General features: G+C 53.9%; 13 protein-coding genes and 1 tRNA gene. 7 read left to right on the top strand and 7 right to left on the bottom strand.

All coding sequences use genetic code 11. The annotated features are described in order from the left end of the window. Window positions 1-246: 246 nt before the first annotated feature. Entirely contained in the window at window positions 247-1,155 is a 909-nt protein-coding gene (locus H6A25_RS09550; RefSeq protein WP_204751918.1) for a nucleotidyltransferase family protein, read from the bottom strand. Window positions 1,156-1,290: 135 nt separating this feature from the next. Between H6A25_RS09550 and H6A25_RS09545 the strand changes: the two genes are divergently transcribed. Beyond that, on the top strand, window positions 1,291-1,842 hold the full coding sequence (locus tag H6A25_RS09545; protein ID WP_204751917.1) for a pyruvate kinase alpha/beta domain-containing protein: 552 nt from the start codon (window positions 1,291-1,293) through the stop codon (window positions 1,840-1,842). A gap of 130 nt (window positions 1,843-1,972) precedes the next feature. Then, the gene (locus tag H6A25_RS09540) at window positions 1,973-2,524 is read left to right on the top strand and encodes a TIGR01440 family protein (protein ID WP_204751916.1); all 552 of its coding nucleotides are present in this window, start codon (window positions 1,973-1,975) and stop codon (window positions 2,522-2,524) included. 50 nt (window positions 2,525-2,574) lie between these two features. Here the strand turns inward: H6A25_RS09540 and H6A25_RS09535 are convergent, their stop codons facing one another. From H6A25_RS09535 to H6A25_RS09525, 3 genes are read right to left on the bottom strand one after another with little or no spacing between them, the layout of a single operon-like run. Beyond that, complete coding sequence (locus H6A25_RS09535; protein WP_204751915.1) at window positions 2,575-3,342, bottom strand: anti-sigma-I factor RsgI family protein; 768 nt, start codon at window positions 3,340-3,342, stop codon at window positions 2,575-2,577. Further along, the gene (locus H6A25_RS09530; RefSeq protein WP_204751914.1) at window positions 3,339-3,815 is read right to left on the bottom strand and encodes an RNA polymerase sigma factor; all 477 of its coding nucleotides are present in this window, start codon (window positions 3,813-3,815) and stop codon (window positions 3,339-3,341) included. Before H6A25_RS09530 ends, H6A25_RS09535 begins: the two co-directional genes overlap by 4 nt. Window positions 3,816-3,830: 15 nt before the next feature. Beyond that, window positions 3,831-4,019: a hypothetical protein gene (locus H6A25_RS09525; RefSeq protein WP_204751913.1), complete on the bottom strand. Its 189-nt coding sequence runs from the start codon at window positions 4,017-4,019 to the stop codon at window positions 3,831-3,833. Between the two features lie 212 nt (window positions 4,020-4,231). Between H6A25_RS09525 and H6A25_RS09520 the strand changes: the two genes are divergently transcribed. The 4 genes from H6A25_RS09520 to H6A25_RS09505 all read left to right on the top strand — a co-directional run bounded on the left by H6A25_RS09520 (window position 4,232) and on the right by H6A25_RS09505 (window position 6,531). Then, window positions 4,232-5,083: a tocopherol cyclase family protein gene (locus tag H6A25_RS09520; RefSeq protein WP_204751912.1), complete on the top strand. Its 852-nt coding sequence runs from the start codon at window positions 4,232-4,234 to the stop codon at window positions 5,081-5,083. Window positions 5,084-5,349: 266 nt separating this feature from the next. Further along, window positions 5,350-5,425 (top strand) — tRNA-Ala (locus H6A25_RS09515). A 27-nt stretch (window positions 5,426-5,452) separates the two neighbouring features. Beyond that, window positions 5,453-5,917 carry a transcriptional regulator gene (locus H6A25_RS09510; protein ID WP_204751911.1) on the top strand — a complete coding sequence of 155 codons (465 nt, stop codon included), beginning with the start codon at window positions 5,453-5,455 and terminating at the stop codon, window positions 5,915-5,917. A 41-nt stretch (window positions 5,918-5,958) separates the two neighbouring features. Then, window positions 5,959-6,531 carry an NAD(P)H-dependent oxidoreductase gene (locus H6A25_RS09505; protein WP_243423312.1) on the top strand — a complete coding sequence of 191 codons (573 nt, stop codon included), beginning with the start codon at window positions 5,959-5,961 and terminating at the stop codon, window positions 6,529-6,531. Window positions 6,532-6,679: 148 nt separating this feature from the next. Here the strand turns inward: H6A25_RS09505 and H6A25_RS09500 are convergent, their stop codons facing one another. The 3 genes from H6A25_RS09500 to H6A25_RS09490 form a co-directional block, all read right to left on the bottom strand. Next, a complete protein-coding gene (locus tag H6A25_RS09500) occupies window positions 6,680-7,129 on the bottom strand; it encodes a helix-turn-helix transcriptional regulator (RefSeq protein WP_204751910.1) in 450 nt (149 codons plus the stop codon). Between the two features lie 72 nt (window positions 7,130-7,201). Beyond that, complete coding sequence (locus H6A25_RS09495) at window positions 7,202-7,711, bottom strand: helix-turn-helix domain-containing protein (RefSeq protein ID WP_204751909.1); 510 nt, start codon at window positions 7,709-7,711, stop codon at window positions 7,202-7,204. A gap of 15 nt (window positions 7,712-7,726) precedes the next feature. Beyond that, window positions 7,727-8,455 carry a hypothetical protein gene (locus H6A25_RS09490; RefSeq protein ID WP_204751908.1) on the bottom strand — a complete coding sequence of 243 codons (729 nt, stop codon included), beginning with the start codon at window positions 8,453-8,455 and terminating at the stop codon, window positions 7,727-7,729. Between the two features lie 132 nt (window positions 8,456-8,587). Between H6A25_RS09490 and H6A25_RS09485 the strand changes: the two genes are divergently transcribed. Beyond that, window positions 8,588-9,592, top strand: a complete 1,005-nt coding sequence (locus tag H6A25_RS09485) for a 2-keto-3-deoxygluconate permease (RefSeq protein ID WP_204751907.1) — start codon at window positions 8,588-8,590, stop codon at window positions 9,590-9,592. Window positions 9,593-9,598 lie beyond the last annotated feature (6 nt).

Genomic DNA, 9,598 nt, shown 5'->3' with positions numbered 1-9,598 from the left:
ACGCTCAAGTAGTCTTTTTACCACCTGCTTATCCCGAAAGCCGTAGTATTCCGCCACTTCCCGCTGTGTCTTTCCTTCTGCCAGCATGGCCTTGATCTCGGGCAGCAGCACTTGAATGTGTGTATAATTTCGTTTCTTCATGACAAGACCCCCTGATGTAGTCTATTTTCCTACATCAGGGGGTCTTTTGTCACTGTCCGTTTTTACTGGACCTGTTCAGCTGTCCGGGCCCTTTTGTTTTGTTTCTTACCGCAGAGAGGGATATATGCCCTCTTCAAAAGCTTTTTTCAAGGCGGCCTTCACCATGTCCTTATCCTCGGGATAGGTGACGCCGAACCACTGACTGCCGGTGCGCAGCATGTGCACCTGGGCCTTCTGCTGCTGGATCAGTCCATCCACCGCTCCGGGCAGATAGTATTCTGCCTTGAGGGGATCCTGCATGGGGGCCTTGAGGAAAGCCTCAAACCCTTCTTCCAGACAGGGGAAAAGATCCGGCGAAAAGCCCCACACATTCATGGATACGGTGCTGTCGGGACACAGAGGGATATAATGCTCTCCATCTTCGGTGTATTCTGCCCCTCCGTCCTGGGTGCCCCGGATCTTGGTGCGCTCGGTGACCGTCTCCAAAAAGCCGTCCTTCACCTGGCAGACGCCCCGGGATACCGTTCCATTTTCCGTCAGGGTGTTTTTCAGCACATAGCCCACCATGCAGAAATCCATTTTGTCCCCGGCATGGGAGCCAGTGAGGAAGTCATACAGCAGCTTGTAAGTCTCCCGGCCGTAAAAATCGTCGGCGTTGATGACGCCGAAGGGACCGTCGATCACATCTTTGGCGCAGAGCACCGCCTGGCCGGTGCCCCAGGGCTTGACCCGCCCCTCCGGAAGGGAGCATCCCTCCGGCAGATCGGTGGTTTTCTGGAAGGCATAGTGGACTTCCATCTTCTCCCGGGCCAGCGCCCCCACCTTCTCTTCGAAAACATCCTTCAGCTCTTCCTTGATCACAAAGACCACCCGGCGGAAACCGGCCAAAAAGGCGTCATGAAGTGAATAATCGATGATGATCTCCCCATGAGGTCCCAGGGGGTCGATTTGCTTCAGGCCGCCATAGCGGCTTCCCATACCAGCAGCCAGCACCAGCAAAGTGGGTTCTTTCATATGTATTCCCTCGCTTTTTCCATTGATGAAAATCTTTCCTTTATTATATCCATGTCTCCTTCCTTTGGCAACCGCCGTTGTGTTTTTCCCCTGTTTGTGCTACACTGGAGAAAATAAGCAAAAGGAGCGATGGCCATGTATTTTGAAAAACCCGGAAAAGACTGCACTGCCCAAACGGTGGAGCTGGCCCTCAAAACCGCCAAAGAGGAGAACATCTCCACCATTGTGGTGGCCAGCGGCTCGGGCTACACCGCCCGCTTTTTCAAGGAAGCTGCCCAAAATGGCATGAAAGTGGTGGTGGTCACCCATGCCAACGGCTACAAAGAGCCTGGCTCCCAGGAGCTTTCCCCGGAAGTCCGGAAGGAACTGGAGGACTGCGGGATGCAGGTGGTCACCACCTCCCATGTGCTCTCCGGCGCCGAGCGGGGTCTTTCCACCCGCATGAAGGGCATTTACCCGGTGGAGATCATGGCCTACACCCTGCGGATGTTTGGCCAGGGCACCAAGGTTTGTGTGGAATGCGCCGTCATGGCTCTGGATTGCGGGGCCATCCAGCCCGGGCCGGTGGTGTGTGTAGCCGGTACCGGCGGCGGAGCCGATACCGCCTGGATCCTGCGCCCGGCCCATGCCCAGGACATTCTGGGAACCAAGCTGGATAAGCTGATCTGCAAACCCCTGCTCCCGTAAAAGAAGGAAAGAAAAAGCGGCCTTACCGGCCGCTTTTTCTTTCCTTCAGGAGGCGTATACATTTTCCCCTTTTCGTGGTATACTGAGGAAAAATACGATTGGGAATTTTGTCCCTCAGGAGGTCTTTATCATGTATGAAGAGATCACCGGCCAGGCCAGGCAGGCCGTTACCGAACTTTTGGAGCGGGCTCGCCTGGAACCGGGAGATATTTTTGTGGTAGGCTGCTCGTCCAGCGAAGTGGGCGGTCATCGGATCGGTTCCGATTCCAGCCCGGAAGTGGCCCAGGCCATTCTGGATGGCATCTATCCTGTTTTGAAGGAAAAGGGCATTTATCTGGCTGCCCAGTGCTGTGAGCATCTGAACCGGGCCATCGTCCTGGAAAAAGAAGCGGCCCGGGCCTATGGTCTGGCGCCGGTGAATGCGGTGCCCCGGCCCAAGGCAGGCGGCAGCTTTGCCACCGCTGCATACAAGGCCTTTTCCCATCCGGTGATGGTGGAGCATGTGAAGGCCGCCGCCGGCATTGATATTGGCGGCACACTCATCGGAATGCATCTGCGGGAAGTGGCCGTACCCACCCGCCTTTCCGTGAAACAAATCGGCGAAGCCAACATCATTTGTGCCCGTACCCGCCCCAAATTCATTGGCGGTGAGCGGGCCCATTACGACGAATCCCAGATGTAACAAAAAGGTTCCCACCGCCTTGAGCGGTGGGAACCTTTTTTATCTTCTTATTATTTTCCCTGTTTTCCTTTTCCGCCGCTTCCCCCAGCTCCCCAGCCTTTCCCCTGGCCTTGGCCCTGGATCTGGCCCTGGCCCTGACCGGGAGCCTGGGTCTGGTTTTCACCGGAAAGACCGGCAATCTTCTGACGCAGCTGGCTCATGGTCATGGTGCGGGCCTGCTCCAATGTGGCACTGGGATCCAACGCCTGCCATTCCAGAAAAGCCTGGTATTTGCCGCAGGAAAGTCCCGCTTCCTGGGCCTGCTTTATCTGCTCTGTGCCCGCTGCATAACAATAGGCGTTTTGTCCTATGCCCGGGCAAGAGGAAATCACTTCCAGCATCTTTTCCCGGCGCTGGGAATCATCTCCCATGACGCCCACCGCCAAGGTTTCTCCCCGGGCCGCAGCTTCTTCCACCAAGGGAGTCTGCAAAATTTCTTCCACAGCCTGGGAGTAATCCCAAAACCGTACCGAAAGAGACTGTGCCAGTGCTTCCCCGTCGGGATTCAGCCCTTCCACATTCACCACTTTATCCCATCGGTTGATCTGCAGCTCCACAGAAGGGTTGATATCGATGGTAATATGGGCCACCGGTGCGGCATACAGCCGCCAGGAACCAAATCCCAGACACAGCAGCAGCAAACAAAACGCAGGAATCAGCTTTCCATAATGAGAACGCCTCTTCTTTCGTTTTTCTTCCACCGCTTCCCAGGCTTTCTGCTTCAGTTCCTCATCGGCCTGCAGGGAGTCAAAGGCCGCTTTCAGCTTACTGTCCATCATACACCCTCCCCCAGTTTTTCCTTGAGCATCTGCCGGGCGCGGGTGAGAAGAATACACACTGTATTGGTCTTTTTCCCCAATATTTCCCCGATCTGAGACGCCGTATAGCCTTCGTAATAATGAAGATAGACCACATCCTTGTATTTCACCGGCAAAGAGAGCACGGCCTCCAGCATTTCCCGGTGATTCTCTGCAATGGGCGCCGGCTGTTCCAGCACTTCGTCCAAGGACACCGTCCGGCGGCGCAGCAAACTGCGCAGCAGATCCTTGCAGGCATTGATGGTCACCCGGATCATCCAGGCCTTTTCATGTTCCAGACTTTGGAACTCTGAAGCACTCATGGCATATTTCAGAAACACCGTTTGAAAAATATCCTCGGTGTCCTCCCGATTTTTCAAATGAACCCCGCAGATCCGCCGAACCATGTCGGCGCAGCGGTCAATGGCCTGACGGACCTCTTCCTCGCTGTGCATCACATAACCCCGTTTTTACAGACTGCGGCCTCCCCGAGACCAGCGCCCCATTCTTCCCCGGCCTGCGCCCTGATTGTCGCAGATGCCATCGCCGTTTGCATCCACATATCGCCAGCCGGTGCCTCGCCCGCCTGCAGCCCAAACCGCGCCGCCTGCCGTAAGGACCACCGCTGCTGTCAATGCTCCTGCCAAAATCTTTTTCATATTGTGTACCTCCGTCCTATATTTTGTGTGTCGGCTGAATGCCTTTCACTTTCAATACGGCAGAGAACCGGAAATCCATTCACAAAATCAAAAAAATTTTTGAGCTTTTTCAGTATATCATTTCCCATTTTCCCCGTCGACAGTAAAACGGCCAGGAATATCCTTCTTTTCCAGTGAAACACTAGGAAAAATCACTTTTGGAGGAAAACACCATGGCCTCACAATTTCGCGGCTGGTATTTCAAATGCCAATCCAAAAATCACGCATTGGCTCTGATCCCCGCCATCCATCAAGGCCCTCGGGGCCGGGAATGCTCTCTCCAGCTGATTTCCCCTGAAAAAAGCCAGACCGTGTCTCTTCCCTCCCAGGGAGCCACCCTTCGCTGGGACCGGCCGGAAGGACAAATGAACGGGCTTTCCTTTTCTTCCAAGGGGCTGACACTGGATATCTCCACTCCGGAAGCCCGTCTGCAGGGCCATCTTTCCTTCGGCCCTCCCGCTTCTCTCTCTCAGGATATCATGGGTCCCTTTCGCTATGTGCCCTTTCTGGAATGCCGCCACCGGGTATACAGCATGGCCCACTCTGTGGAAGGACGGATCGAATGGAACGGGCAAGTGTTTTCCTTTTCCCCGGGCCGCGGGTATATCGAAGGGGACCAAGGCCGTTCTTTCCCCAAACGCTATGTGTGGAGCCAGTGTCTTTTTTCCCAGGGTTCTTTGATGCTGTCTGTCGCTTCCATTCCGCTGGGGCCATTTTCTTTTACCGGTATTCTGGCCCTGATTCGCTTTCTGGGGCAGGAATACCGCCTGGCCACCTACCTGGGCGCCCGGGCGGAACAAGTCCAGCCGGAAGAGATCCTCATCCGGCAGGGTCCTCTCACGCTCCGGGTCCATTTTCTCTCTTCCCGCCACCTGGGGCTATCTGCCCCTGTCCGAGGCAAGATGTCCCGCCTGATCCGGGAAAACATCACCGGCCATGCCCATTATCAGCTTTGCTCAGGCGATCAACAACTGTTGGATGTGGAAAGCGCTCAGGCTTCTTTCGAATATGAATGGGAGGAATGAAAAAACAAACTTTCCCCTAATGTGCAAAAAACAACAAACAGAATATCTGCTCATTACCAACAAGACCGCCGCACTGTGTTTTGTCCTCCCAGACCTCTTATGGAATTTTCACAGTTGCAACCACATATTCCTATCGGATTTCATCCCGCTCTCCCCCTCATTTCCCAGGGTTCCTGTACACCCTTCCCCTGTTCTCTTTGTTACTTTTCCTTGACAAAGCATAAGAAAACAGCTATAATATCTTTTGCTGAATTGCATTTCTGCAAGGGCGATTAGCTCAGTTGGGAGAGCGCTGCGTTCGCATCGCAGAGGTCGAGGGTTCGAATCCCTTATCGTCCACCAATACGCAAAAATCCGAACCATCTGTGGATGGTTCGGGTTTTTTTATTTTTCCATCGGGAAAATCTGGCTCTGATCTGCTCTCACAGCGCCGGAAGCGTTCAGACAGCCCTGAGCAAGCTGGAACGGGAGGGTTTTGTCTCGTCCACCGTAAGTCTCCAGGGAAAACGGCGAAAAAAGCTGTTTTCCATCACCCCATCGGGCCGGGAGGCTTTTGCCGCCTGGGCCGCTCAGCCCATGCAGGCAGAAAAGGTGAAAAACATGGAACTGCCTCACCTGTTTTTCCTGGGACTGGCTCGGCCGGAAGCGAGAAAGGCCGCCATCCAGGATTATATCCGTCAAATGGAGGAAACCACCGCCGTTCTTCAATCTATCCAGCAGCGGTTTCAGCAAGCCAAAGAAGGCCCGCTTCCCCCTGGAACAGATTGGGAGAGCGTCTTCCGCTTTCAGGAATACACTTTGGAATACGGCATCGCCGCCGCTCAATTCCAATAGAATTGGTATCGTCAACTGCTTTGCAAATGGGAGGAAACCACATGAATATTCTTGTTTTGAACGCCAGCCCCAAAGGCAAAAACTCTGCCACTGTCCAGACGGCCCTCTATCTCCAGGCCCTTCATCCGGAACACACCTTCACCTTTCTGCCCGTTGGCCAGCGCATCAAAAGCTACGAATCGGATTTTACTCCGGTGCGCCAGGCCTTGGAACAAGCCGATCTGGTTTTATTCTGCTATCCGGTCTACACCTTTATCGCTCCCTATCAGCTTCACCGGCTGATGGAGCTGATTGCAGCCGATGGGGTGGATCTTTCCGGCAAATTTGCCTCCCAAATCACCACCTCCAAGCATTTTTATGATGTGACCGCTCACCGGTATGTGGAGGAAAACTGTCTGGATTTCGGAATGAAAGTAATCCGGGGCCTGTCGGCCGACATGGAAGATCTGCTTCAGGAGAAAGGCCAGCAGGAAGCCCGGATGTTTTTTGACCAACTGATCTTTTCCTGTGCCCATGGTCCTTTTGTCACCCCCTCTCCCAAAGCCCCTCACCATCCTCCCCGCCTGTACCAGTCCTCCCTTTCCCCCCGTTCCCAAAAGCCCGGGGAAAGATGACCGATGCCATCATCGGCCCCTATCAAAAGGTGGTGGCCCAGGCCAAGGAACAGGCCAAAAAATAGGTTTTGCCGGAACAAAACCGGCCGTCTTGAAAGAAAAGCCTGCAAACTCTGTGATTTTCAGAGTTTGCAGGCTTTACTGTTTTTTACAGCTGGCCTTTCCACACCCGGGCCAGGATGTCTTTGAGTACCAGAAGGGCATCTGTATGATTATAGCCATATTCCACTTGCAGCTGGGTCATCATCTCCCCCAGGGCCGGTGCATAATCTTCCACCCGAACTTTTTCGCGATAGGCGGCCAGCACAGGATATTTGCTGCTCCAAACCTTATTCCAATCAATTTTCTTCTGAGCTTCCTCGCTGATGCTATCGATCATCTCCCGGGCCTGAACTTCGTCAAAATCGTATTCGATCAGCTGATCCAGCGTTATATGATAGAGCATAGCCAGCTTTTTCGACTGGCGGATATCCGGCAAAGTCTCATCGGTTTCCCATTTGGAGATGGTCTGGCGGCTGACCCCCAGCTGTTCCGCCACATTTTCCTGGGAGAGACCGCTTTTCTTCCGGGCCTGATACAAGCTTTTTCCCAAACTCATGTACTTCCTCCTCAGCGGTTGTTTGTCTCTATTATACCGGCCTTGTTTTTCCAATACCACCAAGATACGCTGTCATTTCTGCCCGTTTTCTTGCCATTCCTCTTGGGTTCCCTCTCCGTTCTCCCCTGGCCTCAGAGAAAAATCCCGGACAAAGAGCTGGTCCTGATGGCTCTGCAAAAGAGCCAGTGCGCTGGATACCAGCAGCGGCATGGCCTCTTCCGAATCGTCCAGCAGAAGCCCGAAATCTTCCTTCAGCTTTCGCAGCCGGTAAAACACGGTATTCCGGTGGGTAAACAGCCTTTCACAGGTCTGCTGAATGGAGTGATGACAGATGCAATAGGTGTACAGTGTCAGACAAAGCTGTGTGCCGTGAAGTTCATCGTAAGCAGCCACCGCTTTCACCGGTGGATCGATGAAATCCGGCCGCTGGGACAGATGGCGTAGCCGCATCAGATTACGGCATTCTCCTGTTTTCACCAAAAAAGGTCCTTCCCGATGGGTGAACAGATACTGCATCACTTCCTGAGCCGCCTGGTAGACCTGAGGGAGCAGATACAGATCCTCAAAAGGATCGGTGACCACCACCCGCAGCCGGTTTTACCGCGCCAGAGCCTCCAGCGGCTCCAAGATCTCCGGCTCTTCCAAAAGAAGCAGCACTTCATCCCGATACAAAAAAGGAGGCGATTGGGGAAATTCCCGCTGCAATTCATGCTTGAGCATATCATCCCGAAAATTCAGGCTGCGATACAGCCCCAGATTGATCAGCACCAACCGGGCCGGGCGGTAATTGATCAGCCGGGTGGTCATGGCCTGGGTGTAAAAGGCAGCCCGTTCAGAAAACTTGCCATCCAGCAAATGGGTGAGCACCTCTTCCGCTGTGGTGCCGTAGATCCGTCCCCGACGCTCCAGACAAAAAAGCTGCTTGGCCAAAATGGCTTCCAGTCTGTGAAAGTCTTCTTTGGGCCTTTCCGCCAGATCTCCGTTCCTATCTACGCAGATCAGATAACCCAACCGCATCCCGCCGCTATTGAGGGCTGAAAAGCGTCTGGTATAGGCGCTGTCCTCCACCGGCAGAAATATGCCATCTGCCGGATCGGGCCTTGCATCCCAGTTGAGCGCGGACACCACTTCATAAGTGATCTCTCCCCGGCCCAGGGCCGCTTCAAACACCCCATCCTGAAACCCTTCCGGCACATAGCTCCCCATGATATGAAAGGCGATGTCCGCCACCAAAAGAGGACATCCCAGCATACTCCCGGCGTCTTTCAGAAGCGGATCCAGGCTGTCATCCCGCAAAAAATCCTGCAACAGCCTGTCCCAATCCATACTTTTCCTCCTCTTGTGCTGACAGCACAAATGCTTGATTCAAAATTATATCATCGGACCGGTGCAAAGTCCAGCTTTCCCGACTATTATAACCACCGGAAACAATCCGTAAAACAGATCGGAGGAATCGATATGAGCGGAGAAAAAAAGAATGTGAACATCTGGAAAAGCCTGCAAAAGGTTCCCGCCGGGACCATGTTTGTCCCCTTGATCATCGGCGCTCTGATCACCACAGTGGCCCAGGGAATTTTCCAGTTTGATTTATGGAGTTATCTGGGAAACCCCATGCAGGATATGTTTTCCTCCAGCGGTCAGATGCTGCTGATCGGCCTGATGCTCTTCTGCACCGGCACCTCTCTCAAACTGGGAGATCTGAAAGATGCGCTGCGCCGCGGTTTTTTGCTCATTCTTGTGCGCCTGGTCATCGCCTATGCCCTATGCGCGCTGTTTTATGCCGCCTTCGGTTATAAAGGCATTCTGGGCATTTCTTTCCTGGCCTTTGTCTGTGCTGTCACCAGCGCCAATGACGCCTTGTATATGGGCATCATCCAGCCCTTCGGCGATAAATCGGACAAAGCCAGTTTCGGCATTATGCTCATCTGCTCCATGCCCCTGCTCCCTTTGCTCTTTCTGGGATTTTTCGGCACATCGGGCTTTGGTATCGCTCAGGTGCTTCAGATCATCTCTTTGCTCATCCCCTTTGTGCTGGGCATGATCCTGGGCAACCTGGATGAAGATATCCGCAAGGTGTTTGCCGGCGGCAATGCCATCATCCTGCCCTTCCTGGGCTTTGAATTCGGCTCTACCATCAATCTGTTTGACGCTTTCAAAATGCTCCCCCAGGGACTGATGCTCAGTGTGCTGTACTTCATCATCGTCATCACACCCTCTTATATTTTTGAGCGCCGTGTGCTCCACCGCCCCGGCTATGCTTCGGTGGCCAGCGCATCGCTGGCCGGCGTAGCTCTGGCCATCCCTTCCATAGCTGCTCAGGCCAACACCGCCCTGGAACAGTACACCACCAGCGCCGTAGCTACATTGGCCTTTGTATTGGCTGTCACCAATATTCTTTGCCCCTTCATGGTGCGCTGGGTGCTCAAGCGGCATCCGGCCGGCTCTTCCCAAACGGTTCAATAGCTGATT

The sequence above is a fragment of the Intestinimonas butyriciproducens genome (genome assembly GCF_016901775.1).
GTDB lineage: Bacteria > Bacillota > Clostridia > Oscillospirales > Butyricicoccaceae > Pseudobutyricicoccus.
The sequence above is the reverse complement of the archived record's forward strand: the minus strand, read 5'-3'. Positions and strand labels throughout refer to the sequence as shown.

What these genes read in the sequence shown, in the direction of transcription:
- H6A25_RS09535 (WP_204751915.1), bottom strand. Translation starts at nt 3,342, where the DNA reads ATGATGGACAGTAAGCTGAAAGCGGCCTTTGACTCCCTGCAGGCCGAT.
- H6A25_RS09500 (WP_204751910.1), bottom strand. Translation starts at nt 7,129, where the DNA reads ATGAGTTTGGGAAAAAGCTTGTATCAGGCCCGGAAGAAAAGCGGTCTC.
- H6A25_RS09545 (WP_204751917.1), top strand. Translation starts at nt 1,291, where the DNA reads ATGTATTTTGAAAAACCCGGAAAAGACTGCACTGCCCAAACGGTGGAG.
- H6A25_RS09550 (WP_204751918.1), bottom strand. Translation starts at nt 1,155, where the DNA reads ATGAAAGAACCCACTTTGCTGGTGCTGGCTGCTGGTATGGGAAGCCGC.
- H6A25_RS09520 (WP_204751912.1), top strand. Translation starts at nt 4,232, where the DNA reads ATGGCCTCACAATTTCGCGGCTGGTATTTCAAATGCCAATCCAAAAAT.
- H6A25_RS09540 (WP_204751916.1), top strand. Translation starts at nt 1,973, where the DNA reads ATGTATGAAGAGATCACCGGCCAGGCCAGGCAGGCCGTTACCGAACTT.
- H6A25_RS09525 (WP_204751913.1), bottom strand. Translation starts at nt 4,019, where the DNA reads ATGAAAAAGATTTTGGCAGGAGCATTGACAGCAGCGGTGGTCCTTACG.
- H6A25_RS09490 (WP_204751908.1), bottom strand. Translation starts at nt 8,455, where the DNA reads ATGGATTGGGACAGGCTGTTGCAGGATTTTTTGCGGGATGACAGCCTG.
- H6A25_RS09505 (WP_243423312.1), top strand. Translation starts at nt 5,959, where the DNA reads ATGAATATTCTTGTTTTGAACGCCAGCCCCAAAGGCAAAAACTCTGCC.
- H6A25_RS09485 (WP_204751907.1), top strand. Translation starts at nt 8,588, where the DNA reads ATGAGCGGAGAAAAAAAGAATGTGAACATCTGGAAAAGCCTGCAAAAG.
- H6A25_RS09510 (WP_204751911.1), top strand. Translation starts at nt 5,453, where the DNA reads ATGGTTCGGGTTTTTTTATTTTTCCATCGGGAAAATCTGGCTCTGATC.
- H6A25_RS09530 (WP_204751914.1), bottom strand. Translation starts at nt 3,815, where the DNA reads ATGCACAGCGAGGAAGAGGTCCGTCAGGCCATTGACCGCTGCGCCGAC.